At 60.9% G+C, this 26,127-nt stretch carries 20 protein-coding genes; 10 read left to right on the forward strand and 10 right to left on the reverse strand.

The genetic code is table 11. The annotated features are described in order from the left end of the window. Positions 1 to 2: 2 nt before the first annotated feature. The 4 genes from FFI94_RS03785 to FFI94_RS03800 form a co-directional block, all read right to left on the reverse strand. On the reverse strand, positions 3 to 1,085 hold the full coding sequence (locus FFI94_RS03785; RefSeq protein WP_033232660.1) for an ABC transporter substrate-binding protein: 1,083 nt from the start codon (positions 1,083 to 1,085) through the stop codon (positions 3 to 5). A 78-nt stretch (positions 1,086 to 1,163) separates the two neighbouring features. Continuing rightward, entirely contained in the window at positions 1,164 to 1,961 is a 798-nt protein-coding gene (locus tag FFI94_RS03790; RefSeq protein ID WP_138871804.1) for an ABC transporter permease, read from the reverse strand. Beyond that, entirely contained in the window at positions 1,958 to 2,788 is an 831-nt protein-coding gene (locus FFI94_RS03795) for an ABC transporter permease (protein ID WP_138871805.1), read from the reverse strand. The genes FFI94_RS03790 and FFI94_RS03795 overlap by 4 nt, the downstream gene beginning before the upstream one ends. Next, the gene (locus FFI94_RS03800) at positions 2,785 to 3,618 is read right to left on the reverse strand and encodes an ABC transporter ATP-binding protein (RefSeq protein WP_397495187.1); all 834 of its coding nucleotides are present in this window, start codon (positions 3,616 to 3,618) and stop codon (positions 2,785 to 2,787) included. The genes FFI94_RS03795 and FFI94_RS03800 overlap by 4 nt, the downstream gene beginning before the upstream one ends. A 122-nt stretch (positions 3,619 to 3,740) precedes the next feature. Between FFI94_RS03800 and recC the strand changes: the two genes are divergently transcribed. Genes recC through recD form a run of 3 tightly spaced genes read left to right on the forward strand, consistent with a single transcriptional unit; the run spans position 3,741 to position 12,210 of the window. Further along, complete coding sequence (gene recC, locus FFI94_RS03805; RefSeq protein WP_138873587.1) at positions 3,741 to 7,019, forward strand: exodeoxyribonuclease V subunit gamma; 3,279 nt, start codon at positions 3,741 to 3,743, stop codon at positions 7,017 to 7,019. Between the two features lie 2 nt (positions 7,020 to 7,021). After that, positions 7,022 to 10,348: a UvrD-helicase domain-containing protein gene (locus FFI94_RS03810; RefSeq protein ID WP_138871807.1), complete on the forward strand. Its 3,327-nt coding sequence runs from the start codon at positions 7,022 to 7,024 to the stop codon at positions 10,346 to 10,348. After that, positions 10,345 to 12,210: an exodeoxyribonuclease V subunit alpha gene (gene recD / locus FFI94_RS03815; RefSeq protein WP_138871808.1), complete on the forward strand. Its 1,866-nt coding sequence runs from the start codon at positions 10,345 to 10,347 to the stop codon at positions 12,208 to 12,210. The genes FFI94_RS03810 and recD overlap by 4 nt, the downstream gene beginning before the upstream one ends. Before the next feature lie 8 nt (positions 12,211 to 12,218). Here recD and FFI94_RS03820 read toward each other — a convergent pair whose 3' ends face one another. The 5 genes from FFI94_RS03820 to FFI94_RS03840 all read right to left on the reverse strand — a co-directional run bounded on the left by FFI94_RS03820 (position 12,219) and on the right by FFI94_RS03840 (position 17,731). Then, positions 12,219 to 12,854 (reverse strand): TetR/AcrR family transcriptional regulator, encoded by a 636-nt coding sequence (locus FFI94_RS03820; protein WP_260683835.1) that lies wholly within the window; start codon positions 12,852 to 12,854, stop codon positions 12,219 to 12,221. Between the two features lie 89 nt (positions 12,855 to 12,943). Continuing rightward, the gene (locus FFI94_RS03825; RefSeq protein ID WP_138871809.1) at positions 12,944 to 14,494 is read right to left on the reverse strand and encodes a class I adenylate-forming enzyme family protein; all 1,551 of its coding nucleotides are present in this window, start codon (positions 14,492 to 14,494) and stop codon (positions 12,944 to 12,946) included. 124 nt (positions 14,495 to 14,618) lie between these two features. Then, entirely contained in the window at positions 14,619 to 15,548 is a 930-nt protein-coding gene (locus FFI94_RS03830; protein ID WP_138871810.1) for a hypothetical protein, read from the reverse strand. Between the two features lie 2 nt (positions 15,549 to 15,550). Further along, on the reverse strand, positions 15,551 to 16,741 hold the full coding sequence (locus tag FFI94_RS03835; RefSeq protein WP_138871811.1) for an aromatic ring-hydroxylating dioxygenase subunit alpha: 1,191 nt from the start codon (positions 16,739 to 16,741) through the stop codon (positions 15,551 to 15,553). Positions 16,742 to 16,882: 141 nt separating this feature from the next. Beyond that, positions 16,883 to 17,731 (reverse strand): enoyl-CoA hydratase, encoded by an 849-nt coding sequence (locus FFI94_RS03840; protein ID WP_138871812.1) that lies wholly within the window; start codon positions 17,729 to 17,731, stop codon positions 16,883 to 16,885. Positions 17,732 to 17,834: 103 nt separating this feature from the next. On the opposite strand from FFI94_RS03840, the gene FFI94_RS03845 reads away from it, so the two are divergent. The 4 genes from FFI94_RS03845 to FFI94_RS03860 are packed head-to-tail and all read left to right on the forward strand — an operon-like array spanning position 17,835 to position 22,112. Beyond that, the gene (locus tag FFI94_RS03845) at positions 17,835 to 18,635 is read left to right on the forward strand and encodes a crotonase/enoyl-CoA hydratase family protein (RefSeq protein WP_138871813.1); all 801 of its coding nucleotides are present in this window, start codon (positions 17,835 to 17,837) and stop codon (positions 18,633 to 18,635) included. A 48-nt stretch (positions 18,636 to 18,683) separates the two neighbouring features. After that, on the forward strand, positions 18,684 to 19,877 hold the full coding sequence (locus FFI94_RS03850; RefSeq protein ID WP_138871814.1) for a thiolase family protein: 1,194 nt from the start codon (positions 18,684 to 18,686) through the stop codon (positions 19,875 to 19,877). A 58-nt stretch (positions 19,878 to 19,935) separates the two neighbouring features. Beyond that, positions 19,936 to 20,919 carry a nitronate monooxygenase family protein gene (locus FFI94_RS03855; RefSeq protein ID WP_138871815.1) on the forward strand — a complete coding sequence of 328 codons (984 nt, stop codon included), beginning with the start codon at positions 19,936 to 19,938 and terminating at the stop codon, positions 20,917 to 20,919. 32 nt (positions 20,920 to 20,951) lie between these two features. Continuing rightward, complete coding sequence (locus tag FFI94_RS03860; RefSeq protein ID WP_138871816.1) at positions 20,952 to 22,112, forward strand: acyl-CoA dehydrogenase family protein; 1,161 nt, start codon at positions 20,952 to 20,954, stop codon at positions 22,110 to 22,112. Positions 22,113 to 22,192: 80 nt separating this feature from the next. On the opposite strand, the gene FFI94_RS03865 is transcribed toward FFI94_RS03860, so the two are convergent. After that, positions 22,193 to 22,789 (reverse strand): TetR/AcrR family transcriptional regulator, encoded by a 597-nt coding sequence (locus FFI94_RS03865; RefSeq protein WP_138871817.1) that lies wholly within the window; start codon positions 22,787 to 22,789, stop codon positions 22,193 to 22,195. Between the two features lie 71 nt (positions 22,790 to 22,860). Between FFI94_RS03865 and FFI94_RS03870 the strand changes: the two genes are divergently transcribed. Genes FFI94_RS03870 through FFI94_RS03880 form a run of 3 tightly spaced genes read left to right on the forward strand, consistent with a single transcriptional unit; the run spans position 22,861 to position 25,964 of the window. Then, positions 22,861 to 24,021: a Rieske 2Fe-2S domain-containing protein gene (locus FFI94_RS03870; RefSeq protein WP_138871818.1), complete on the forward strand. Its 1,161-nt coding sequence runs from the start codon at positions 22,861 to 22,863 to the stop codon at positions 24,019 to 24,021. A gap of 8 nt (positions 24,022 to 24,029) precedes the next feature. Further along, positions 24,030 to 24,665, forward strand: coding sequence for a PaaI family thioesterase (locus FFI94_RS03875; protein WP_138871819.1), 636 nt, complete (start codon positions 24,030 to 24,032; stop codon positions 24,663 to 24,665). Between the two features lie 42 nt (positions 24,666 to 24,707). Then, on the forward strand, positions 24,708 to 25,964 hold the full coding sequence (locus FFI94_RS03880) for a CaiB/BaiF CoA-transferase family protein (protein ID WP_138871820.1): 1,257 nt from the start codon (positions 24,708 to 24,710) through the stop codon (positions 25,962 to 25,964). Positions 25,965 to 26,127 lie beyond the last annotated feature (163 nt).

The following is a 26,127-nucleotide window of genomic DNA, read 5'->3' on the forward strand; positions in this document are numbered from 1 at the left end:
CGTCAGATGAGATCCGGGTTCTCGGCGTACACCTCCTCGAGGATCGACAGGTCGAACAGTTGATCTGCTGAAATCTCCAGTCCTGCTTTTGCCAATGCTGCGATGTTCTGCTCGATCAATGCCGGGGTCATGGTGAACAGTCCGTTTGCCTTGGTGTCGGCCGACACCACGAGGTCGTTCTGTGCGGTCGCTTCCTTGGTCTGCTCTTCGAGTTCCAGGTTCTGGTCCTTGCCGTACACCTCGACTGCGAGTCGGGCGGATTCCGCGGGATCGGCGACAGCGTCGCGCCAGCCCTGAATTTCGGCCTTCAGGAAGGCTTTGAGCTTGTCCCGTTCGTTGTCGATGGTCGATTGAAGGACAGTGAACGATTCGGCTACCAGTGGCAGGTTGTAGTCCGCGAACAGGAAGTGGGCATTGGGGAAACCTTTGGCGGCCAGAGTAATCGGCTCGTTGGTGACGTAGGAGACCCAACCGTCGACCTCGCCGTTGGCTAGTGGGCTGGGGTCGAATTGAGCGGGCACGATGGTCATCTGACTTTCGGTCAGACCGTTCGCGGCCAGGAGGGCGCCGAAGACCAGCTGATTGGAATCCTGGACACCGATCTTCTTGCCGATCATGTCCTGTGGCGAATTAATGGGTGCTGCAGCGGAACTGACTATCGCAAACGGGTTCTTCTGGAAGGTTGCGCCGACGATCTTGGCCTCGAGTCCGTCGAGAACGGCGGGAGCGGTGAGCTGCGGGGCCGACATGCCGATCCACACCTTGCCGGTGTCCAGTCCGGCTTCGACGCCCGTGCCGGCGGCGCCGCCTGCAACCAGTTCGACGTTCCCGAATCCGGCATCCTTGTAGTAACCCTTGTCGAGCGCGAAGTATTCGCCGGCGAACTCGATGTTCTTGATCCAGGACAATTGCACTGCGACAGTTCCGAATTCGGATCCGTCATCGGAGGTGCCACCGCTCGATGCTGTGGAATCGCTGCTGCAGGCGAGCAATGACGCGCTGCCTGCCACAGCGATGCCGGTCAGTGCGGAGTAACGGAAGAAAGCTCGGCGGTCCACCTGGCGGACGGGCTTGAAAGGCGTCATGAACCGGAACACTAGGGGCAGTCGATTTCATCGAGTTTGCTTGGCGGACACTATTTGTTGAGGTTGTGTTAACAGTTCTCACGCTTTGCCTGCTGAAGGGCCGAAATGGGACAAAGCGAGGTTCTCGAAGATTCCGACAACGGCGTAGAGGATGATGGACACGACTGTGATCACCACGATGGACGCCCACAACTCGTTGTACTGATAGCGGGGAATCGCCTTGATCATGCTCGATCCCAGACCTTGACCGCTACCGAGCCATTCGCCGATCAGTGCTCCGATCAGTGCTCCCGGGACGGAGACACGCGCTGCGGCAAACACTGCGGGAAGCGCTGAGGGGACGGACACCATTCGCAATGCAGTCCAACGACTCCCGCCGTAGGCGGTAATGAGGTCCCGGGCTTGGGTCGGTGCTGCCCGCAAACCGACCATGATCATGACCAGCGCCGGGAAGAACACGACGATGGCGACCATGACTGTGACGCCGACGATTCCGCGTCCGAAGATCAACACGATTATCGGGGTCATTGCGACGAGTGGCACGGACCGCAGCAGCATCGCGACCGGCATGAACGTCTGTTCCACGGTGCGGGAGACGACAAATATCGACGCTACGACAAGCGCGGCCGTCATTCCGACGGCAAAGCCGACACCCGCATCGCGCAAGGTGATGAGCAGGTTGTCGAGGATTCCGGACCGCGCGTCGGCGGATTTCGGTCCGGTGAACAGATACTCCCACACATCGGCGGGCGTTTTCCCCACGCGCGGTCCTACTTGGGGAAAGGCGTTGAGAAAGACGACCCAGATGACGAGCAACAGTGCGGATGCAATGGCGATCGGAGCGAGGAATCTGAATGTTCCTCGTACCGCGGTCATTTCTGTGCTCCGGGAGCCGAGGTCCACGGTGTCACGATCTTCGCGACCGCGGCAACGAGGGCGTATCCCAACCCGGCGAGCAGAGCCGCGGCGATGGCCATTCCCCACGTTCGGGGGACGTTGTACGACGATTGCGCCGCCGTCAGGGCAACTCCGATTCCGCTGTCCACTCCGCCGAGGTATTCACCGAGGATGGCGCCGAGAACAGCCGACGGTGCCGCGATCTTGAGAGCGGCAAAAGTACTCGGAAGTGCGCTCACCATTTGCACTTTGGTGAACTTCTGCCAGCGCCCACCGCCGTAGGCGGCAACCAGGTCGAGGCTCGCTTTGTCGGCGGATCGTAAGCCGGCGAGAGTTCCGACCATGGTGGTGAAGAAGCAGTACATCGCCGCAAGGAAGATGGTCGGGGTCCGTCCACCGAAGACCACCAGGATGATCGGGCCGAGTGCGAGCAGTGGTGTGCAGTAGCTGAGGATCGCAAGTTGAGTGGCGAGACCCTCGATCGGTGGGATGAGAACAACCAGGACTGCCAGGGCGATTGCCAGCAAGTTTCCCCACAGGAAGCCCTGCAAGGCACCGGAAGCGGTGACAGTGAAATTGGGGCCGTAGAGCGCCCAACCGTCGTCGAACATCGTCGAGATCACTACCCACGGTGTGGGGATCGTCCCTCCAGCGACTCCGGCGGCTGCAAGAATCCACCAAATTGCTATCAGCCCACAGATTCCGATTGCGCCGCCAAGCCAGGTGGGGCGTTTGAGCACCCGCCGCCTCGTCGGAATGGGTTCTGCTGCTGCGGTGGCAACATTTTCGATATCGGTAATTGTCATGCAACGCCTGCTTTTCCGAACAGGAGACCCGACAGGTAGTCGTGGATCGCGTGGAATTCGGGCGTGCGCATCATCTCGGGCGTGCGTGGCCGCGGGAGATCGATGGGAACAACTTCGAGGACGCGTCCGGGTCGCGGGCTCATGACTGCAACAACATCCGACAGGAACACCGCCTCCGAGATGCCGTGAGTGACCATCAACGTCGTAGCCGGTTTCTCGGTCCAGATTCGAAGTAGTTCCATGTTGAGACGTTGGCGGGTCATGTCGTCCAGGGCGCCGAACGGCTCGTCGAGGAGAAGGACACTCGGCTTGACCACCAGAGACCGTGCGATCGAGACACGCTGGCGCATGCCACCCGAGAGTTGGGCAGGTTTTGCCTTCTCGAATCCTTCGAGCCCGACAAGCGCGATCAGGTCGGCTATGAACTCCGGATCCGGATCGATGCCGGCGACCTGGAGTGGGAGCTTGATGTTGGAGGTCACTGTCCGCCAGGGAAGGAGAGCGGAATCTTGAAAGGCGATTCCGAGTTCCCGGCGTTTTGTCAGCTCGGCCGGCGTTTGCCCGTTGACCAGCGCAGTACCTGCGCTCGGAGTGTCGAGTCCGGCGAGAATGCGCAGAACAGTGGATTTGCCGCAGCCGGACGGCCCGAGCAGGGACAAGAAGGTGCCCTCGCTCGTCTGCAATGAGACGTCGGTCAACGCGGTCACCGACCGCCGTCCCATCGTGAAGGTCTTACCGAGGCCCGATATATCGAGACCTGTTCCAAGAGGACGAGGTGTGGTGATGGGACTGGTCATTTCCGCACAGTACGAAGGTTCGATTGCAGGCATGTTGCCTGCTCGTCACTGCTGTGTGAGGGGGTTTCGGTTGCGGGTGCGAGTTCGTGTCGCACTCGCGTGGTGAGATGGACGTATCCGGGTTCAGGACATCGCGGGATCGAGAGGGGCGAGGATTGCTGAAGTTGTATCGTGCCGAGCGTGCCGACACGCTGGTCTCGGCCCTGTCCGCCCTTCTTCGTTCGCCGTTGTCGGATCCGTTTGCCCGTGAGATAGTCGCCGTTCCCGCAAAAGGTGTGGAGCGCTGGCTCAACCAGCAGCTTTCCTCCCGATTGGGCACTGCGACGGAGTCCTCGCAGGATGGCATCGCTGCCAACATCAGTTTCCCCTCGCCGATTCGACTGGTCGCCGACGTCCTCGCCGTGGTCAGTGGCGTCGGCGCGGACAATGATCCATGGGCGCCGACGCGTTTGGTGTGGACGGTTCTGGGTGCCATCGACGATTCCATCGACGAGCCATGGTGCGGCGTGCTTGCCAAGCATCATCGTGGACTCGGGGTGGGGCGGCGCTTTGCGTCTGCGTCGCATATTACCGATCTGTTCTCCAGCTACGCGGCGCAGCGTCCACAGATGCTGATCGAGTGGGCTGCCGGTCGGTTCACCGACGGCCACGGACTACCGCTTGCCGACGACTTCGAGTGGCAAGCCAAGTTGTGGACGGTAGTCGCGGAGAGAATCGACGTGCCTGGTCCGGCAACGCGGCTCATGTCGGTGTGCAGCCGACTGAAGGATGATGCCACTGTTATTTCTCTACCGGAACGTATTTCGGTGTTCGGTCCCACCCGCCTGCCGGTTGATCAGCGAATGATTCTCGATGCGGTGGCGACCCATCGCGACGTGCACATCTGGCTGCCACATCCAAGCCCGGCGCTGTGGGAGGAGATGAACACCCAGTTGTCGTCCGGGGTGATCGCCACTCGCCGTTCGGATGACAACTCTGCGTTGATCTCGCCGAACCCGCTGTTGTCCAGCCTGGCCCGTGATGTTCGCGAAATGCAGTCGAGTCTGGCAAGCATCGATCTCGTCTCGGAATATCTGCCGGCCACATCAGAGACACAGACACTTTTGGCGGCAGTACAGGCGGATATCGTGGCCGATCGTGCCCCCTCGGGTGGAGTGAAACCCGATGGGAGCGTTCAGGTGCACGCGTGTCACGGCGCAGCGCGGCAGGTTGAAGTACTGCGAGAGTGCCTGTTGCGGTTGTTCGAGGACGACCCGACGCTCGAACCTCGTGATGTCCTGGTGATGTGCCCCGATGTCGAAACATATGCGCCGTTGGTGCGCGGAGCGTTCGGTCAGGGTATTCAGGGACACCCCGGTCATCGTCTTCGCGTCCGCCTCGCTGATCGTGGTCTGCGCCAGACCAATCCGATGTTGGCTGTACTGGGCACTTTGCTCGAACTGGCAGACGGACGCGCCACGGCCAGCCAGGTTCTCGACCTTGCCACCAGCGTGCCGGTGCGTACCCGATTCGCGTTCTCCGACGACGAGTTGGAGCGTCTGCGAGAGTGGACCGGTGCTGCCGGGGCGCGATGGGGCATCGACATCAGGCAGCGGGCAACGTTCGGTCTGGCCGGTTTCAAGCAGAACACCTTCAACACCGCCGTCGACCGCATTCTGTTGGGCGCCAGTGCAGATGAGTCGGAAAACGCGTGGCTCGACCTCGCATTGCCCCTCGACGACGTCGAAAGCACAGACATCGACCTCAGTGGCCGCTTTGCCGAGTACATCGACAGGCTCGCGGTTTCGCTGCGCGATCTGGCGGGACCCCATTCACCGTCGGAGTGGCTTCGGGTGTTGCTCCGAGCGTTGGACCTTCTCACCGACGCGGCGCCGGACGACGCTTGGCAGGGTGCGTCGGCGCAACGGATTCTTGCGAGCGCGGTGGAGTTCGGTTCCGACACCACACTTCAACTCTCCGACATCCGTGCGCTTCTCTCGAAGAGCCTGGCCGGGCGGCCGACTCGCGCCAATTTCCGAACGGGCGAATTGACCGTCTGCACCATGGTGCCGATGCGGTCGGTCCCGCACCGGGTAGTTGTATTGCTCGGACTCGACGACGAGGTGTTTCCGCGATCCGGCGGCGTCGACGGAGACGACATCTTGGCTCGCGATCCTGTTGTCGGGGAACGAGACCTGCGTAGCGAAGATAGGCAACTGCTGCTCGACGCCGTGATGTCGGCCGGTGAACACCTGCTGCTCCTCTACACAGGCGCAGATCCCGTGACCGGCGCAATCCGCCCACCTGCGATTCCGCTCAGCGGGTTACTCGATGTTCTGAAGTTGGCTGTGGGGCCGAACGCCTTGGATCAGGTTGTGACCCGACATCCGTTGCAGTCATTCGACAAGCGGAACTTCGAGGTGGACAAACCGTTCAGCTTCGACGCCGCAGCGCTGGCAGGCGCCCGTGCCATCACCGCGGTGCCGGTCCCGCCGCCGTCGATCCGCTCGGCCTTGCTGCCGTCCGTGCCGCCGGGTGACGTCAACCTCGCGGACCTGGCATCGTTTCTCACTCACCCGGCCCGCGGATTCCTGCGTCAGCGACTCGGTGTGCGGGTGCCGGAACTCGGTGACGACATTGCCGATTCACTCGACGCGGAGCTCGATGGGCTCGCGACCTGGGAGTTGGGAGATCGAATGCTCCTCTCTCGCTTGACCGGACGCAGTTCCGCGGACTTCCGGGCCGCCGAATGGCGGCGAGGTACGTTACCGCCCTACAAACTCGGCAGTGCCGTGTTGGGCAACATCGAGTGGGTAGTGGACCAGTTGGCGGCACTCGCATTGCCACACATGGCCGGAGATGCTGCCTCCGTCGACGTTGCAGTTGATCTTGGCGGGGGTAGACGCCTGAGCGGGACCGTGACCGGAGTGTACGGAAATTCGATTGTGCGGGCGCAGTATTCGTCGTTGGCCCCCAAACATCGCGTGAACGCGTGGGTCAATTTGTTGGTGCTTGCCGCGGCCGGCGACCATGGTCTGGTCAATGCGATCACGGTAGGACGGGGTGGAAATCAACGCGCGGCAACACGTTCCGTCCTGGCCGCTCCGGAGAACCCGCTCGAAATTCTGCTTCAACTGGTCGATCTACTCGATCGGGGTTTGCGCGGTCCGATTCCGATGTGGGTCAATACCACCGCCGAATACGCGAAGCGGCGGTTTGCCGGACAGTCGATCGACAATGCCATGAGCAGCGCCGAGGCCACATGGGGGCGACAATTCAGTGACGGCGACGATCCGAGCAATGTCTACGTCTTCGGTGAATCCAGTTCCTTTGCCGACCTCGCCGCTACGGCGCCACTCGATGACGAATGTGTCTGGGCCGAGGAGCCAACGAGGTTCGGCGTCCTGGCCAACCGGTTGTGGTTGCCCGTGTTGCTCAACGAAAGTGCGGAGTAGTCATGGACTTCGACCTGCTTGGCCCCCTTCCTTCCGGCACCACGGTATTGGAAGCCAGCGCGGGGACGGGTAAGACCTACGCCATTGTGGGTCTGGCAACTCGGTGTGTCGCCGAAGGCGTAGCGGATATTTCGCAGGTACTGTTGGTGACGTTCAGTAGGGCTGCAACACAGGAGCTTCGGGAACGGACGCGTGAGCGGTTCGCCGGAGTATCGGCTGCGCTGGCAGACGCGGACGGTGCTCGTTACTCGGAGGATGTGTTGGTTCGTCATCTGGCGTCTGCACCCGGCAACGAGGTGTCACTTCGTCGCCGACGGCTTCTGCAAGCGCTCGCCGAGTTCGATTCCGGCACCATGACCACGACGCACAGCTTCTGTCAGCGGATGCTCGACGGTTTGGGTATCGCGGGTGAACGGGAACCGGATGCGACGTTTGTGGAATCGGTCGACGATCTGATCGACGAAGTTGTGTCCGATCTCTACCTGGTCCGCTACAGCGCCCTCGATACGTCCCCACCGTTTTCCGTGAAGGACGCGCTGGTTATCGCGCGGAGTGCGGTTGCCGACGGGCAAGCGGTACTCGAACCCGATGCCGATGAGGACACCATCCCGGGACAGCGGGTGTTGTTCGCGGCTGCAGCTCGGGACGAAGTCGAACGACGCAAACGTGCCAGGGGGATCCGTGACTTCAACGATCTTCTGACCTTGTTGCACGGGGTACTCGCTGATCCCGACTACGGACAGGAAGCCTGTCGCCGCGTGCGCGAGAAGTTTCGTGTCGTCCTGATCGACGAATTCCAGGACACCGACCCTCTGCAATGGGATATCTTGCGCCTCGCGTTTCACGGGCACACCACGCTGGTACTTGTCGGTGACCCCAAACAGGCAATCTACGCGTTCCGTGGAGCAGAGGTGCTGAGCTACCTCGACGCGGTTCAGCAGGCAGATTCACATCAGGAACTCACTACCAACTGGCGCAGCGATCCGGGTCTGCTCGCTGCGCTCGAGCATCTGTACGGTGGCGCGGCGCTGGGCAACGACAGCATCGTAGCTCACCCGGTTGCGGCGTCGCACAAGGTTTCCCGGCTTTCCTCTCAGCCTTCGATGCGTTTGCGCTATCTGCCGCGAACCGGCGCAGGTCCGCTCAATCGGTCGCAGTTTCCCGCGGTCGGCAGATTGCGGAGCCGAATCGCCGACGACCTCGCCGCCGACGTGGTGCGCGTGCTCTCGAGTGGTTCCGAGCTGAGTCTCGGCGGTGATCCACGGCCGGTTGTCCCCGGCGACATCGCAGTCCTGGTGCGTAATCACAAGCAGGCCGAGATGATTCGTGCCGCGTTGGAACTTGTCGGTGTTCCGTCGGTGTTGACCGGCGGCTCCAGCGTCTTCGCGACAGCGAGCGCACGACATTGGCTGTGGCTGTTGCAGGCCGTCGAACAGCCTCACCGCGCAGATCGGGTCCGGCTGGCGGCCCTGTCGCCGATTCTGGGACATACGCCGGAGGCAATGGATTCCGACGGCGACGCAATTGTGGCTGCCGTGTCGGGGCAATTGCGCCTGTTTGCCGAGTTGTTCCAACGCATCGGGTTTGCCGCGGTATTCGAAAGAATCTCCGGTGAAACAGGTTTGGAGAGAAGGATACTGTCATCGCCGTCCGGCGAACGTGATTTCACCGACCTGCGCCACGTGGCGCAATTGCTCGGCCGAGTTGCGGCCGAAGAATCGTTCGGGTTGAGTGCACTGGTGCGATGGCTGGGGGATCGCATCAAGGACCCGGCGTCGGGAAGCGTGAGTGATCGCAGCCGGCGCCTGGACAGTGACGCAGCGGCAGTACAGATTGCCACGGTGCACGCCAGCAAGGGCCTCGAGTTTCCGATTGTGTACGTGCCCTTCGGTTGGGACAGCGTCGGCGGATTCGCCGGCGCTACCCAGATGCTCCACGATGGCGACGGACGCCGGATTCTCGACGTCGGTGGGGCGGAAGGGCCGGGATACAACGCCCGGAAGTTGACCGCGGAAACGGAGGGAGCCGGCGAAGAGTTGCGTCTGCTGTACGTGGCACTCACCCGGGCGCAGTGTCAGCTTGTTCTCTGGTGGGCACCGGCATTCGGCACATCACGGTCTGCGTTGCACAGGTTGCTGCTCGGGCGCACCCCCGGAATCGTGGAGCCTGCCCGAGTGGTGAAAGTCCTCGACGACGGCGCCATTGCCACACGATTGGAATCGTGGCCTGCAGACCGCTCCGATGTGATTTCCGTCGAGTCGGTCGGTCCGCACCCACCGTCGGTCGATCGTTGGTCCGAATCCGTTTCGCAGACCTACGAATTGGAGGCGGCCCACTTCGATCGTGACCTGGACACACTGTGGCGCCGGACGTCGTACTCGGCGTTGACGGCGGGCGCTCATCATGCCCCGCTCAGCGGAAGTGAGGTCGAGGATCCGGGGAAGGACGACGAACCGGAGGACTTCGTGGACGTCGGCGCTTTCGTGGACGTCGGCACTGTAGAAGCCTCTCCGCTTGAGGAGTTCCCGTCGCCGATGAACGGGCTACCCGCCGGCGCTGCGTTCGGCACGCTGGTTCACGAAATTCTCGAAGTTGTCGATACCTCCGCTGCGGATCTACGTAGCGAACTCGAGACGCGATGTGTGGCCGCGGTCGCCGCGCGGGCCGCGGACCTCGATCCGGGTGCGCTGGCGGACGCCCTGCTTGCTGTCATGCACACGCCGTTGGGCTTCGGGACCTTGGCGACGATCGATCCTTCGGATCGACTGCCGGAATTGGACTTCGAGTTGCCGCTGGCCGGTGGGGACGATCCGGTATCGATGACGGTCACGTTGCGCCAGGTAGCCGAGCTGCTCCGAAAGCATCTGCCGCACGACGACATTCTGGTGAGCTATGCCGATCACCTTGGCCGCGTCGACGCTGTGCCGATGCGGGGATTCCTGACGGGCAGTATCGACGCGGTACTGCGCATTCCGGGGCCGTCGTTCGTTATCGTCGACTACAAGACCAACAGGCTGGGGCGCGGAGATCTCACAGCTGCGCATTACACCCGGGACCTGATGGCGGCTGAGATGATTCGCTCGCACTACCCGCTTCAAGCTCTGCTGTACTCGGTTGCACTGCATCGGTATCTGCGGTGGCGACTCACGGATTACGATCCGGGGCGGCACCTGGGCGGAGCGCAGTATCAGTTTGTTCGCGGGATGCTCGGACCGGACAGTCCGCCGGAATGCGGTGTATTCGAGTGGAAACCGCCGGCCGCGCTTATCGTCGAGTTGTCGGATCTGCTCGCAGGCCGATCTTCTTCCGGCGCATTGGAGTTCTCATGACCGAAGCGCAGTTGGCTCAGCGAGCCCGTGGGATCGTGCGCACGTTCAACGAGGCCGGGGTTCTTCTGGCCGCTGACGTCCACGTTGCTGTCAGATTGTGCACGCTGGGTGGCGAACCGTCGCTTGACGTGACGCTGGTGGCGGCATTGGCGGTTCGCGCAGTGCGCTCGGGATCGGTGTGCCTGGATCTACGACGCATGCGCGATGTCAGCGTCGACGGGGCTACCGAAGCCGACCTTGCCGCGTTGCCCTGGCCGGAACCTGAAGCGGTGATCACCGCGCTGCGGTCGAGCCCCCTGGTGATCGGCGGAACGGCCGGGCCGCTGCGACCGCTGCGGCTTGTCGACACCGACGACGGGGAGTTGCTGTACCTCGACCGGTATTTTCTGCAGGAGCAGACAATTCGTCGAGTGCTCGACGAGCGAGCCGAGACACATCCGGTGGTCGACACCGAACAGGCGCGTATCCGATTGCAGGCAACTTTCCAGGGGGATTCAGGTTCCGCCAGTGGCCCTGACCGGCAGCGCATCGCGGCGGCCCTGTCGCTCACACACTGGACCACGGTTATCGCCGGTGGCCCGGGTACCGGGAAAACCCATACGGTTGCACGTATTCTTGCGCTACTTCTCGACGAGCACGGCAGCGGTTTACGAATCGGACTGGCTGCGCCAACCGGCAAAGCGGCTGCGCGACTGCAGGAGTCGGTGCGGGAGCAGGCGCAGCAGTTGAAGCTTCCCGGAGACCTGACGGCGATGACGCTGCACCGTTTGTTGGGCTGGCAACGGGGCAGTTCCAGCCGATTCAAGTACAACGCGTCCAACCGACTGCCGTTCGATGTGATCGTGGTGGACGAGACATCGATGGTGTCGTTGACATTGATGGCTCGACTACTCGAGGCGGTGCGTCCCGACGCGCGACTGCTGTTGGTCGGTGATCCCGATCAGTTGACGTCGGTGGATGCCGGTGCGGTCCTCGCGGATCTTGTTGCACGACCGTCGAAGGCCGCGGGTAACAAGGCCCTGGCAGACATTGTCGGTGAGGACGTGGAAGGTGGAGGTACTGCCGAATCACTCACCGCGCAAGATCGTGAACGTCTCCGCGGCGGCATCGTTCAACTGTCCCGCGGCCGACGATTCGACGGAACGATTGCGCAGTTGGCGAGCGCGGTTCGGGAGGGCAAGGCAGAGGAAGTCATCAGTATTCTTCGTAGCGGTGATCCCAACGTGTCGTTTCACCCGCCCGAGGATCTGGACCCGCTGCGCACCGATATCGTCACGAGTTCTGACTCCGCGACTGGATTCGCGAAACAAGGTGACGCGGCGAGAGCGCTGAAAGCGATGGAATCGCACCGCCTTCTGTGCGCACACCGCGACGGTCCGTACGGCGTCAGTCGGTGGGCTAAACAGGCAATGGACTGGGTGGGTGCTGCCTCCGGAGAATTCCTGAATCCCGAACAGTGGTATCCCGGCCAGCCGCTGTTGGTCACAGCCAACGATTACGAGGTCGGTATCTACAACGGAGATACCGGGGTGATCGTCGATGGTGGCGACGGAGTGCTCATGGCAGCATTTCAGCGCGGAGACAACACCTTCCAGTTGCACCCGAGTTCATTGTCTTCAGTGCAAACGGTCTATGCGATGACGATCCATCGGAGCCAGGGCAGTCAATACGACACTGTCTCCGTCATGTTGCCGGCGGAGGCGTCGTCGCTGCTGACTCGGGAGTTGTTGTATACCGCGATCACTCGCGCGCGGACTCATGTTCGGGTGATCGGAACAGAGGAGTCCGTGCGCGCCGGCGTCGACCGCCAAGTGCTCCGGGCCAGCGGCTTGCGTCGTGACATCCGTCCCTATGACGGTTGACCAGACTGTCATTCGCGGTGTGAGTAGTCTGCTTCGACGCCGTCCAGGAACACCCGCAGCATCTCCGCGAAGAGCTTCGCGTCCGACCAATTTCCCTGTTGCATAGACTCGTTCAGTTTATCGTCGAACTGGTCGGGATTGGCAAATGGGGCCATTGCCGGGCGGCCGGTGGCGACACACATTGCAGCCCCGATGGTCATCCGATGGGTCGATTCGAGAATGAACATCTGGTAGTTGGTGGGCACGTCCGCAGCGGCCAGGACTCGGCAATGTTCGGCGTACAGCTTTTCGAGCAAACCGCGTGGAAAGTACTCGACGACGAGTGGAGCGGCCCGTGAGTGCTTCAGCAGTGTCTCCCGGAATCGGACGGAGGCCTCGATCAGCCATTGTTTCCACTCGCCTCCGGCCGGAGCGGGTGCTCGCGGAGTTTCCATGACGATGGATCGTGCAACTCCGGCGAGAATGTCAGCTTTGTCGGAGAAGTGATTGTAGAGGGATGGAGCCTTCACTCCGAGTGCTGCTGCGATCCGTTCGAGGCTCAGCGACCCCGGCCCGTCCGTGTCGGCAATCTCGATTGCCGTACGAATCACAGTTTCGCGCTGTATCAATGGTTTCCGGCCCATACCGACCCTTACTCCGTTCATGCCGTCACCCACGCGCGCGGCAAGTGTTCACATCATTATGGCGTGGGTGACGCGGCTACCGGCAGCCTGCCCGGTACGAATGCTCCCGCTCAGGAAACTCGGTCGGAGCTTTCCAGGTGCCTCGGCGAAATCGGCACCGCCCGTTGGGGCAGGTCACCGAACTGCACACGGAGAGGAGCCTTGTTGATCTTCATTCCCGCGGTCCGAGGTAGCGGATCAGTAAGGAACTCCACGTACCGCGGGCTCTTGTACCGCGCGAGTCGGGCACGACAGTGCTCGACGACGGATTCTGCGGTCAGTGGTCCAGCGGTTCGAAGGAGCACTGCCGGTGTCTCCCCGAAACTGTCGTCGGGCACGCCGATGACGGCTACTTCGAGGATTCCCGGGATCTCCATGATTACTCGTTCGATTTCCGCGGCGTAGATATTCATGCCGCCGGAGATGATGACGTCCTTGATCCGGCCGACAATGCGAATAGCACCGTCGCCGTCTCGCGTGCCGATGTCACCGGTATGCAACCAACCGCCCTCGAAATTTGCCTTGGTGAGTTCGTCGTTGCGCCAGTATCCTGCGGCAATACCGGGACCGGAGATCAGGATTTCTCCTGGAACGTCGGGGGCACAGGGGGTTCCATTCGAATCGGCAATCATGAACTCGTTGAGGACGCCTCCGAGCCCAACACTGTCGGGCTGATTGATTGCCATGTCCACCGAGGGAATCGTTGCGTTGGACTGTGATTCGGTCAGCCCGTATACCTGTCGCAGTCCGACGCCCTTGTCCGACCATGCCCGGAGTAGTTCCACCGTCACGGGATTTCCCCCGGTGAAAGCGACTGTCAGCGACGAGAGGTCCGCGCCGGCAAACTCCGGGATAGCGGCCATTTGTTCGTAGAAGATCGTGGTGGCGCCCAAATGCGTTATTTTGCAGTCGCGGATCAGTGCCAGGGCGACGCTGGGATTCCAGTCGGGGAGGAAGACTGCACTGCCGCCGAGCGTCAAAGGTCCGAGGAAGCCGTTGAGGAGTCCCGCAGCAAACGACATCGAACTGACGTTCAGTGACCGGGCCCGCATGAACGACGGTTCCTGCAGGCACCACTCGAAGAAGGCGCTCAGTAGTGATTCATGGGTGTAAACAACCCCTTTGGGGTGTCCGGTCGACCCCGACGTGGACAGAATGCACACTGGATCGCTGCCGCCGACCTGCAGCGTCGGCAGCGGCGTGATCGCAGCGGAGGAAGCGCCGATCTGATCGAGATCGAGGATGGGGAGCCCTGCGGAAATCTCGGCAAGAGCGGTTTCCACTGCCGCTCTGGCGTGAGCTGCTGAGATCACCACCCGAGGTTCGAGTTGTTCAACCGCCGGACCGATCTCGGCGGGACCATTTCGTTCGTTGAGTGGACAGATGATCGCCCCGAGTTTGAGTACCCCGAGTGCGGTCACCGCCCACGTGGTGGAACTGCGGCCGATGATCGCAACCCGATCACCGCGTGAGACGCCGTGCGCCATGAGTTCGGCTGCTGCGTGTGCGGCGGCGCTGTCGAGTTCTTGCCAGGACAGTCGTGCATCGCCGCACTCGATTGCCGCAGCGTCGGGCTGGCGTGTGGCCCACGCATTGAGTGGTCGGAGAATGTTACTGGGCATCTAAGACATCCTTAGCTGTGAGCAGGAGTGTGATCCAGATCTCCCAATAGACTAATGACATTAGGCGAGAAGTCAACAGTAAGTATGAACTCCGTAAAGAGCCGTCTCAGCGAGAGGTGAAGGTCTACTTCGGTTGACTTTCAATGCAATTCGATGATCGAGAGAACAGAAGGTCGGTTCGGTCATGTTGGAATGCTGCCGATCGGAACGCGCCGAATAGCTCGTCGTCTGATGTGTCGACAGTGGTTTCGATGGATTCGGCACCGAGTTCCCAGAGGAAATCCACCGCAGCGCGGACTGCGGCAATCAAGGCCGAACCTGTTGGCGTGGAACGTGGTTCCGTCATCGTCAGCTTCTGGATCGTTCCCACCCCGCTGTGCACGTCCACATCGACCGTCGCGGTGTTGCTGACGATCCGTGTGGCCGGACGAGTTCGCTTGTCCCTGAGTTGGTCCCAGACGGTTGCGGCAACCTGCTCTTCGCGGCGTTCATCGATGTGCACGGCGGCAGTGCGGGCTGAATTCGATACCGCCCGGGAATGGCGGTAGTCGCGGTGGGAGGGAAGCAGAAGGTGATGTCGTTCGCCAATCACGACCGCATCGAAGCGCATTCCGAGGCGCAGGGCGGCTGGATGCGAACCGTACGCACAACCGAGGAACGCTGTGATGCCGCTGCCGATCCATTGTCTGGATTCCGATTCTTCATTGCCGAGTTCTTCGAACACAGCAGTAGCGACCCCGGTCGAACGAAAATCCGGATCGACTGTGAAGTCGATCGTGGCGATCTGTTCCGGTGTCGTGATCACGGTCAGTACTGCTGCCAACTGGGGTTCGCTCGATACGGGCGCATTCCAACGATGCAGGAGCGTGCGAACTTCGGCGGTGACGTAGTGCGCGGATGCCGGCGTGGATTGCCGGTGGGGGGCGGAGAAGTCCATCTCGGCGTCGGCGGCTCGGGCGCGATCCAGCAAGCCGACGGCGGCGCCGGTGGGGAGGCCCCGGTACCAGTTCAGCGAGATGACGGAGGGCTCCTCGAGGCTGGATGTCTCCGGCATGGTCAGGCCTCCGACGCCCCGTAGATGAGCCTGTCTACTTCGCGTCGAAAGAGATGACTGGACAATTCGTTTCGGCCGAGCAACATGGTTCCGGCGTCCATGCTCGACAGCACTCGTTGTGAACCGTCGAGGATGGGGAAGTCTTCATCGTGGAGGATCGAGACCAGAAAGTTCCAGTTCTTCTTCCAGCGTTTCTTCCAGTGTTCCTGGGCCAACCCGCTGTCCTGGACAGTAGGGGCGAGTATCCGCATCTGCATGATCGATTCGTTGGGATTTGCCTCTACCGGACGGAACGTCAGGATCTCGATGTGAGTGGCGTGTTTGAGCAGCATGGTATTCGGTGCGAGGTAACAACTTTCGATCGTATGCTTCTCCATTGACTCGTCCCACGTGACGTCGTGACCGATAAACTGGTCGACACTCTTTCGTCCGGTGAGGAACCAGAAGTGTCGACCGTAGTCCTGCAGCGTTACGGCATTGGTGTGCAACATCTTTCCGGCAGTGTTGGGATGCGCGTACTTCACGTGGTAATTGTCGAGAAAACCGTCTTGCAGAATCTTCCAGTTCGTGGGACGGCGATAGGTATGGGGATCGATGCTGACGAGTTTCTCGACGTTGAAGTCGGCGAGAATCGCGTCCATTTCTGCTCCCAGCCAGGCTGCTACGTCGATTTCTCGTTGAGCATTGTCGATCACCCAGATGAATCCGTGACGTTCTTCGACCGGTATCTCGACCAGTCCGAACTTCGAGCGGTCGAAGTCGCCGAATGTCTTGTCCAGCGTGACCGTGCGAAGTTCGCCGTTGGGATCGTATGACCACCGATGGTAGACACATGAGAAGATGCGGCACTTCCCGGATTCTTCCGACACGAGCTGAGCGCCACGGTGTCGGCACGCGTTGACGAACGCCTTGACGCTACCGTCCTTCTGCCTGACAACCACCACCTTGTTGCGTGGGAGTTCGGCCGATATGAAGTCGTTTTTTCCCGCGAGTTCCGAGGTGTGCGCCACGATGAACGGAGTTTCGCCGAAGATCTTGTCCCGTTCCAGTTCGGCCCGCGCGGGATCCGTGTAGTCGACGGCCTCGAACGGGGCGATCTCGTTCCACTGGTCGGTGACGGAGTCGTTCAGATGGTTGAGCAAGTTCCGAAGGGCTTGATCACGGATGCCTTGCAAATCGAGGTCGACGCTCATGATGGGGATCTCCTTCTTCGTCCATGCTGAGTTCTCGGGGTGCATGCCGTCGAATGTGCTGTATTGCATCCGGTTTCGAAATCGCGGTGCACCGTAGTGCGCCGCTCGTCGGCGACCCTCTCGATCAATAAACTATCGCCATTAGTCTTGGTGCGTCAAGCATCGGTTTGGCGAAGGTGTCTCGGGAGCATCCGCTGAGGTACCGATTGCGTGACCGAATGCGGCGGGGCGCTTCTCGCGGAAGGCTTGTACTCCCTCGCTGAAGTCGGGTTCGCTGATCAATTCGAGCTGTCCTGACCGCTCTCGTCGTAGTGCGTTGTGTATTTCGGTGAGAGTCGCCGCATTGATCGCGGACTTCGTGGCGCTGAGTGCGTGAGCGGGTCCTTCGGCAACCTGCCGAGTCAATGCCTCGACGGATTCGGCGAAGCTGTCGTCCGGATAGGTTGCGGCAATCAACCCGATGTCGGCGGCACTGACCGCGGGGAGGCGTTCTGCGAGTAGAGCCATCCGCATGGCTCTGGCGCGCCCGATCGATGCCGCGACGAGTGCAGTGGCGCCGCCGTCGGGCATCAGCCCGATCTTGGTGAATGCGAGCAAAAGATAGCTGGATTCGGTTGCGACGGTGAGGTCGCATGCGAGTGCCAGAGACACGCCGACGCCTGCCGCCGGTCCATTGATCGCGGCGATGACCGGATGGGGAAACCCGACAATTTCGGTGATGGAGCGGTTCGCTGCATCGATGGTGTCGGGGGACGGTGGGTCGGAGATCTCCTCGATGCTCGACAGATCGGCACCCGTGCAGAATGTCCGTCCCGTTCCTGTCAGTACTGCAACCTTGATTGCAGGGTCGTTGCGATAGTGGTTCAGTGTCGATGCGATGACGTCGAGTGATTCGGTGATGACGGCGTTCATTCGAGACGGGCGGTTGACGGTGATGCGAAGGACGTTGCCGTCGACGGTGACGTCGATGCCGGTGAGAGCGTTATTCATGTGGTTCCGATCGGGTGTCGAATTGGCACTGCTGTTGATCGATCTTATCTAACTGTTGTAGGTTTGAATGAACTGCAGTTTTCGACAATTACGGAGGGCACGCATGGCCGACCAGTCGACCGTGATCGAGTCGGAGGCGCTGTATGAGCGCCGCGGCGGAATCGCAATCATCACACTCAATCGCCCACGGGCATTGAATGCTGTTAATCAGGCACTGTCGACGGCGGTCGGTTCTTTTCTGGAACAGGCGGATTCCGATCCGCGGGTACGGGTCGTCGTGATCACGGGTGCGGGTCGGGCGTTCTGCGCCGGCGCAGATCTGAAGGCGCTCGGTGGGGGTGAGGATCTATCTGCCCGAGGACATCGCGAGTGGGGTTTTGCCGGATTCGTCGAGCATTGGATCAGTAAGCCGACTATTGCCGCGGTGAATGGGTTTGCCCTCGGAGGCGGCACCGAGTTGGTACTCGCCAGCGACCTCGCAGTTGTCGACGAGACGGCGTCGTTGGGTCTTCCCGAGGTGAAGAGGGGGTTGTTCGCCGCAGCCGGTGGAGTGATCCGGTTGGCGCAACAGATCCCGCGGAAAGTGGCCCTGGAAATGGCGTTGACAGGTGAACCGATCACCGCTGCGCAGGGTAAGGAATTGGGTTTGGTCAATCGTGTTGCGCCCGTGGGTACAGCTCTCGAGGTTGCCCTCGAATTGGCTGAGCAGATCGCCGCGAATGCTCCACTGGCGGTACGTGAATCGAAGTCGGTGATCCATCGGACTGCGTCGGGTGCGGATTGGGAACCGGATGTGTGGGCGGTCAATGCGAAGGCGATGAAAATTGTTTTCACCAGTGCCGATGCAGCCGAGGGACCGGCGGCATTTGCGCAGAAACGAGCACCCGTGTGGCAAGGGCGCTGACACCGCGCTGACCTGCACCACCGACATTCTTCGATCAAAGGAAACAACATGACCAACGCAGTAATCGTCGACGTGGTTCGTCTGGCTTCGGGCAAGGGAAAACCAGGAGGTGCGCTGTCGGGAATGCATCCTGTTGAACTCCTGGCACATGTGTTGCGGAGCATCGTCGAACGCAACGGGATCGATCCGGCGCAGGTCGACGACGTGATCGGTGGGTGCGTGCAGCAGGTAGGTGAACAGTCACTCAACATCACTCGCACGGCGTTGCTTTCGGCCGGATTCCCGGATTCGGTGCCGGCAACGACGATCGACCGTCAGTGTGGTTCGAGTCAGCAAGCCGCTCATTTTGCTGCGCAGGGTGTGATCGCGGGCGCCTACGACATGGTGATCGCGGCCGGTGTCGAGTCGATGAGCAGGGTTCCGATGGGCACGGCGTCGATGGGGCAGGACTCGTCTGGACCTGGGATCGCCGCACGTTACCCGGAAGGCTTGGTAAATCAGGGCATTTCGGCAGAGCTGATCTCAGCGAAGTGGAAGCTTGACCGCGAGACTCTCGATGCTTTTTCTGCCCAGTCGCATCAGCGCGCTGTTACTGCCGCGGCGAGCGGATACTTCGACAGGGAAATTCTGCCTATCGAGGTGACCAACGCCGCCGGCGAAACAGTGGTGCACACAGTCGACGAGACAGTCCGCGCCTCGACTACTGCCGATGGCCTGGCGGGACTACGGCCGTCCTTCTACACGGAGGAGTACGCGACTCGTTTTCCCGAGGCGCCCTGGCAGATCACGCCGGGTAACTCCTCACCGTTGACGGACGGCGCATCTGCAGTGCTGATCATGAGCGAGGAGATGGCAGCCAAGCTCGGACTGACTCCGAGGGCGCGGTTCCGAGCGTTTTCGGTGGCCGGCGACGATCCGGTATTCATGCTTACTGCGCCGATCCCGGCAACCCACAAGGTGCTTGCCCGGTCAGGTCTGAGCATCGACGACCTCGACGCCTACGAAGTCAACGAGGCGTTTGCGCCGGTGCCGTTGGCCTGGGCTCACGAGTTCGGTGCCGATCCGGCCAAGCTCAACCCCTGGGGTGGCGCGATCGCACTCGGACATGCCTTGGGATCGTCGGGTACTCGCTTGCTGAGCACTCTGGTGTGCCATCTGGAGGCTACCGGTGGTCGGTACGGATTGCAGACGATGTGTGAGGGCGCCGGAATGGCAAACGCGACCATCATCGAACGTATCTGATTCTCCACCAACACATCTGATCTGACTGACAATCACCTGATTCGCAAGGAGCCGTTCTGTGCTGACCACTGCTTTCACCAAGACCTTCGGAGTTCGTCATCCCATCGTGCAGGGCGGCATGCAGTGGGTCGGGAGAGCCGAATTGGTGGCGGCCGTCGCGAACTCCGGGGCGCTGGGGATGATCACTGCGCTGACTCAGCCGACTCCGGAAGATCTTGCCGAGGAAATTGCACGAACCCGTGAGCTCACCGATCAGCCCTTCGGTGTCAATCTCACTATTCTCCCTGCGATCACACCCCCGCCGTACGACGAATATCGCCACGTCATCATCGATTCCGGGATCAAGATCGTCGAGACTGCCGGCTCGAATCCCGGACCGCATCTGTCTCAATTCCACGCGGCCGGGGTGAAGGTTCTCCACAAGTGCACCAGCGTCCGACATGCGGTAAAGGCTCAGACCCTCGGCGTCGACGGCATCAGTATCGACGGGTTCGAATGTGCCGGTCACCCAGGAGAAGACGACGTACCAGGCTTGGTGCTCATTGCCGCAGCGGCTGAACAGATCAGCATTCCGATGATCGCTTCCGGCGGATTTGCCGATGCGAGAGGGTTGGTCGCCGCCTTGGCGCTTGGAGCCGACGGCATCAATATGGGCACACGGTTCATGTGTACCGAAGAATCGCCGATTCACCGCAACATCAAGGAGGCGATCGTGGCCGCCACCGAGGTCGACACCGAACTGATTTTCCGGTCATTGCGTAATACCGCCCGTGTAGCGCGCAACAGCGTGAGCCGCGAAGTGGTCGAGATTCTCTCCAACGGTGGTCAATTCGAGGATGTTCGAGATCTGGTTGCGGGTGCGCGGGGCAGAACCGTGTACGAGAACGGTGATCCCGAGGCCGGCATCTGGACCGTCGGAACTGCGCAGGGATTGATCCACGATATCCCCACTGTCGGTGACTTGGTTGATCGCATGATTGCCGAGTCCGAAGCTCTGATCGCTGAGCGACTTGTCGGTGTCCTCGATCCGATAAACGCCTGACCCTCAGCAGATCAACGTTTAGGAGAATAACCATGCAACGCAGGCTCTTCGAGGCGGACCACGACGCGTACCGGGACACGGTTCGCGAGTTCCTGGCTCGTGAGGTCGAACCGTATTACGAACAGTGGGAAGCCGATCGGCTCATCGACCGATCCGCGTGGCTCGGGGCCGGTAAGTCCGGCATAATCGGTCTCTCGGTACCTGAGGAGTTCGGGGGTTCCGGAGTTACGGACTATCGCTTCCGGTGTGTGGTCTCCGAGGAAATTGCGCGTACGGCAACCACGTCGTTCGGACAGAGTGTCACTCTGCAGGACGACATTGCGATCCCGTACATCAAGGACCTTGGCACCGAGGAACAGAAGCGACGATGGTTGCCGGGCATGGCGGTCGGTGAACTGATCGGCGCGATTGCCATGACGGAGCCTGGCGCGGGAAGCGATCTGCAAGGTGTCAAGAGTAGTGCAGTTCGCGATGGCGATCACTGGATCCTGAACGGCCAGAAAACGTTTATCACCAACGGTATTCATGCCGATCTGGTGATCGTCGTGGCGCGGACCGACCCCAGCGCGGGATCGCGAGGATTCTCGTTGCTCGTAGTCGAGCGAGGGATGGAGGGATTCAGTCGTGGGCGGAAATTACATAAGGTCGGCCTTGCCGCTCAGGACACTGCGGAGCTGGTTTTCGAGAACGTCCGGGTACCTGCAACCAATCTGCTCGGCACCGAAGGGCGTGGGTTTGTGCACCTGATGGAGCGCCTGCCCCTCGAGCGACTGTCCATTGCGGTCAACGCGATTGCTGCAGCTCGATCGGCTTACGACTGGACGAGCAGGTATGTGTTCGACCGCAAGGCGTTCGGAAAGCGGATCGGGGACTTGCAGAACACTCGGTTCGCGCTCGCGGAGATGTCGACCGAGATCGAGGTCACCGAATCTCATGTCGACCGATGCGTCCTGGCACTCAACGCCGGGGAATTGACTGCTGTCGATGCGTCGAAGGCGAAGTGGTGGGCCACGGAGTTGCAGAAGCGAGTGGTCGATCGATGTGTGCAGTTGCACGGTGGATACGGTTACATGATGGAGTATCCGATCGGACGTTCCTACGTGGATACGCGCATTCAGACCATCTACGGCGGCACAACCGAAATCATGAAGGAGATCATCGGCCGCGACATCGCGGCCGGGTTCACCTCGTGATCGCACTACGTAAGTGTGAGGGCGAACGACCATTGGTCGTTCGCCCTCAGTTCGTCAACGCCCGTATGAAGTGATCCGGATCAGTGGGGGAGAAGCGCCGGCACGAAGAAGTGGCGCATCTTGTACTTGAATCGATCCAAGGCGGCGTCGTCGTCGGTGAGTGCGCTGATGTACATGATTTCGATCTCGGAGATCCACTCGCACAGCAGGCGCAGATCGAGGTCGGCGCGTATCTTGCCGTTATCCTGGGCGTCGGAAAAAATCGGTCCCCACAACTCGTAGGTCAGTTCGATTGCCTTTCCCGATTCGTTGAGGAGTTTGGTCGACAACTCCATCTCCTCCGGTGAGACCAGCATATTGACGACAGGGTCCTGGCGACCGCTCTGTACGTCTCTACAGATGCCCTCGACTATCTGCTCCTCGATCGTGGGCAAGCTTGCAATGAACGCACGTGCTGGTCCCATGTTCACCTGCGCGCGTCGCACGATCGACGCCGTGATCAGAGCTTCGCGATCGGTGAAATACCGATACACCGTTGCCCGTGAGATCTTTGCGGCTCTGGCCACGTCGGCCATGGTCGTTTTTGTCATGCCGAATCGTTCGAAGCACGACTCTGCCGCATTCAGGATTGCGATCGTCACGTCGGTCGACGCATCGGGTTCCGTCTTTGAGGTCATCGGTGAACAATACCGCTACACATCCCAGTGAGGCACTAGACAATCATTGTCTCATGTGTCAGGCTGCATGCATGGAGCGTGAAGACAAGATCGAACTCACCAGGCGCCTTATCTCCCATGTGGACAACAACACGACTGACTATGCGGAAGATATGATGCGCGTTCCGTTTTCGGCGTTCGACGACCCCGAGCTCGCAGCGCGCGAACGGGAAGTGGTTCGACGCTTCCCGCACATCGTCGCCCACGTGGACGAGTTGAAGAAGACGGGTGACTTTGTCACTACGGATCTCATCGGAACCCCGCTGCTGGTGGTCAAGCAGTCAGACGGAAGCGTCAAGGCGTTCTCGAACGTGTGCCGCCACCGTGGTGCCAAGGTCGAGTTCGCCGAATCCGGATGTAAGCGAATCTTCAGTTGCCCGTACCACAATTGGGCGTACGGACGCGGCGGTGACCTACGTGGAATGCCGCACGCGGAGGGTTTCGAGGGAATGGACCGCCAGCAGTACGGGCTGGTCGAGTTCCCGTGCGAGGTGCGCCACGGCCTCGTGTGGGTGGTGCCGACGGTTGGTGCCGACCTGAACATCGAGCACACCCTGGGCTCCAAGCACGACGCCGAGGTGATCGCGACCGGTATGGCCGACTCGTTCCAGGTTCGGAAGGAAACGTGGAAACTCGGCATGAACTGGAAGATCGCCGTGGACGGCGTGCAGGACTCGTACCACCTGTGCCAACTTCACACCAAGACGGTGTGCAACTATCTCGAAGGCAACATCACCGCATTCGATCTCGTCGATCGGTCGTGGCGAATCGTCGTGGCACGCAAGTCGATTACCGAGGTTCGCGATGCAGACCCGGATTCGTTCGACGTTCGCGACTACTCGCTCGCGAATTACACGATCTACCCCGGGACCATGCTCGTCACGGAACCCAATCACTTCGAGGTGTGGACCATCGTCCCCGATACCGAAGATCCGAACGTCTCGTACTGCACGATTCGTCTTCTTTCTCCCAAAGAACCGGAAACCCCGCGTGAGAAGCGGGTGCTCGAGAAGAACTGGGAACTGCTCATGGAGACTCTGCACGACGAGGACTGGTTCGTCACGAAAACGATCACGGACAATGCGGCGCACGGTCAGGTGGACGAATTGATCTACGGCCGTAACGAATTGCCGGGTCAGGTATTTCACAAGATGATCACACGTGATGCGCAGGAGCTGCTCGCACAACCTTGAGGAGACACATGGATGCCATACCGGATTTAGCTGAGCAGTCCGATCTCTGGAATCCGAGTTGGATCGACCCGTTCGAGCCGACGGTTGAGCGCGCGGACGATTTCTCCGAATTGATCGACGCGTTGCGAGCGGTTCAAGAATCGGTTGCTCGTAGTAGGCCGACCCCCGCCGGAGCGGCTGATGCTGCCCGGATGCTGCGTGATATCGCACTGCAGATGGCCGAATTCGAAGTCTCCGAAGACGAGCAGATTGCCGGCCGGCGCTGGGAACTTGCCGGCCGAGCGCAGTCCATGGCTCCGGCGCTGCATATCGACGAAGTTACCGATACCACTGCTCGGGGTCATGTGAGAGTCGGCCGATTCCATTCCGGACGGTATGCGATGAACGGCGGTGTCACGCCGCTGATCTTCGACGAGATTCTGGCGAGGCTCGCCAACAGCGCTGGGCGGCCTTGGGGCCGCACCGCCTATCTCAACGTGAACTATCGCGCGTTGGCTCCACTCGACGCGGTGCTGCGAGTGGAGGCAGAGTTTGTCGGTCAGGACGGGCGGAAACGGTTCATGCGGGGCGCGATGTACGACGGAGACATCCTTGTCGCTGATGTTGAAGGCTTGTGGGTAGAGCTGAAACCAGAACAGAGATAACGCTTTCAGAAGTTTTACGCGCGAATAGATGAAGGAGAAGCCATGAGTGGATACTCGTTGCTCAGTGGTGTGCGGATACTCGAGGTCGCCCAGCTCGCCCCGTCCTCGCTCGGCGGACATCTGGCCGACCTGGGCGCCGAAGTCATCAAGGTCGAGTCCGGGCCACTCGGCGATCCGGTGCGAGTCGGGGGCAGTCGGGCGATCGGGGACGAGGACGGCCCGGCGTTCATGCACCTACGTTGGAATCGCGGCAAGAAGAGTGTGGCGCTGGACTTGCGAAGTCCGGCCGGACAGCAGGCGTTCCTCGACTTGGCGAGTTCGTGCGACGCCGTGATCGAGGGTATGCGCGGGGGCTATCTGGATTGGCTGGGGATCGGTTACGACGAACTGCGGCAGGTGAATCCGAGTATCGTCTTCTGCTCGGTATCCGGGATGGGATCGGACGGCCCTTACCGGCACATGGGAACCGGCGGGCCGGTTTTCGACGCGTACGCAGGTCTTCGGGAAGTGGCGACACCAACCGACCCGCCTACCGTCGGTATGGCGGGATCGACAACACCACCCATCGCGATGTACGCGCTCGGCGCGTATGGAGCGATGGGGTTGTTGGCCGCGCTGCATCGCGCGCGTACTACCGGTGAAGCGGTACAACTCGAGGTAGCCGGTATCGACATTGCCGCGGCTTGGGTGCCGGACATGATCGACGCGGAACTCAATCGGGAGCGGTCGATTCCCCGACCGTCATGGATGCAGGACGGTAGATTGCCGGACTGGCCACGACTGGAGGCGTACCGGACGAGTGACGGTGAGGCGATGCTCTTTGGTTCTCACGTGGATAAATTCTGGTGCAACTTCTGTGTTGCGGTAGGTCGGGAGGATCTACTGTCCATCGACTTGAGCAGTGCCGATGAGGGTGCACCGGCTCGTGCGGATCTGGTGTGGCGCGCGCTGCGCGAGATATTTCTGCAACGTACCAGGGCCGAATGGGTTGCTCTGTTCCTCGAACACGAGATTGCCGGTGGCCCGGTGAACAGCGTTGCCGACATGATCGCCGATCCCCATTTTCGGGCTCGCGCCAATACGTACACGGTCGACTACGACGGCGTCGGCGCACTCGAGTTCGTGACCAGTCCTGTCCGGATTGCGGGCGAGAGATTTGCTCCGGATCTTCCGCCTCGGCTGGGTGTGGACACGATCGACGTCTTGTGTGAGGTCGCCGGTTACTCACCGGAGCGTGCACGATCGGTGGTCGATCCTGCTTCCGCCCCGTCTGCTGCGCCGATCGGAACTGGATCGTAGGCAGTCTGCGTGTCCGACAACTTCATAGCTACCCGCCGGCATAGCCGCGCCACTCGTGCATGAAATCCTATGCACGAGTGGCTTTTTCATGTTCTCGATCGAAGTCGATCCAACCGCAGAATAGTTTCGAAATGCCTGGCAATTGATATCTATTGATGTTAGG

This window comes from Rhodococcus sp. KBS0724 (assembly GCF_005938745.2).
Classification (GTDB): domain Bacteria; phylum Actinomycetota; class Actinomycetes; order Mycobacteriales; family Mycobacteriaceae; genus Rhodococcus_F.

Excerpts from the sequence above, each read along its gene's own strand:
- FFI94_RS03785 (WP_033232660.1), bottom strand. The coding sequence starts at position 1,085 with ATGACGCCTTTCAAGCCCGTCCGCCAGGTGGACCGCCGAGCTTTCTTC.
- FFI94_RS03790 (WP_138871804.1), bottom strand. The coding sequence starts at position 1,961 with ATGACCGCGGTACGAGGAACATTCAGATTCCTCGCTCCGATCGCCATT.
- FFI94_RS03795 (WP_138871805.1), bottom strand. The coding sequence starts at position 2,788 with ATGACAATTACCGATATCGAAAATGTTGCCACCGCAGCAGCAGAACCC.
- FFI94_RS03800 (WP_397495187.1), bottom strand. The coding sequence starts at position 3,618 with ATGCCTGCAATCGAACCTTCGTACTGTGCGGAAATGACCAGTCCCATC.
- FFI94_RS03810 (WP_138871807.1), top strand. The coding sequence starts at position 7,022 with ATGGACTTCGACCTGCTTGGCCCCCTTCCTTCCGGCACCACGGTATTG.
- recD (WP_138871808.1), top strand. The coding sequence starts at position 10,345 with ATGACCGAAGCGCAGTTGGCTCAGCGAGCCCGTGGGATCGTGCGCACG.
- FFI94_RS03820 (WP_260683835.1), bottom strand. The coding sequence starts at position 12,854 with ATGAACGGAGTAAGGGTCGGTATGGGCCGGAAACCATTGATACAGCGC.
- FFI94_RS03825 (WP_138871809.1), bottom strand. The coding sequence starts at position 14,494 with ATGCCCAGTAACATTCTCCGACCACTCAATGCGTGGGCCACACGCCAG.
- FFI94_RS03830 (WP_138871810.1), bottom strand. The coding sequence starts at position 15,548 with ATGCCGGAGACATCCAGCCTCGAGGAGCCCTCCGTCATCTCGCTGAAC.
- FFI94_RS03835 (WP_138871811.1), bottom strand. The coding sequence starts at position 16,741 with ATGAGCGTCGACCTCGATTTGCAAGGCATCCGTGATCAAGCCCTTCGG.
- FFI94_RS03840 (WP_138871812.1), bottom strand. The coding sequence starts at position 17,731 with ATGAATAACGCTCTCACCGGCATCGACGTCACCGTCGACGGCAACGTC.
- FFI94_RS03845 (WP_138871813.1), top strand. The coding sequence starts at position 17,835 with ATGGCCGACCAGTCGACCGTGATCGAGTCGGAGGCGCTGTATGAGCGC.
- FFI94_RS03850 (WP_138871814.1), top strand. The coding sequence starts at position 18,684 with ATGACCAACGCAGTAATCGTCGACGTGGTTCGTCTGGCTTCGGGCAAG.
- FFI94_RS03860 (WP_138871816.1), top strand. The coding sequence starts at position 20,952 with ATGCAACGCAGGCTCTTCGAGGCGGACCACGACGCGTACCGGGACACG.
- FFI94_RS03865 (WP_138871817.1), bottom strand. The coding sequence starts at position 22,789 with ATGACCTCAAAGACGGAACCCGATGCGTCGACCGACGTGACGATCGCA.
- FFI94_RS03870 (WP_138871818.1), top strand. The coding sequence starts at position 22,861 with ATGGAGCGTGAAGACAAGATCGAACTCACCAGGCGCCTTATCTCCCAT.
- FFI94_RS03875 (WP_138871819.1), top strand. The coding sequence starts at position 24,030 with ATGGATGCCATACCGGATTTAGCTGAGCAGTCCGATCTCTGGAATCCG.
- FFI94_RS03880 (WP_138871820.1), top strand. The coding sequence starts at position 24,708 with ATGAGTGGATACTCGTTGCTCAGTGGTGTGCGGATACTCGAGGTCGCC.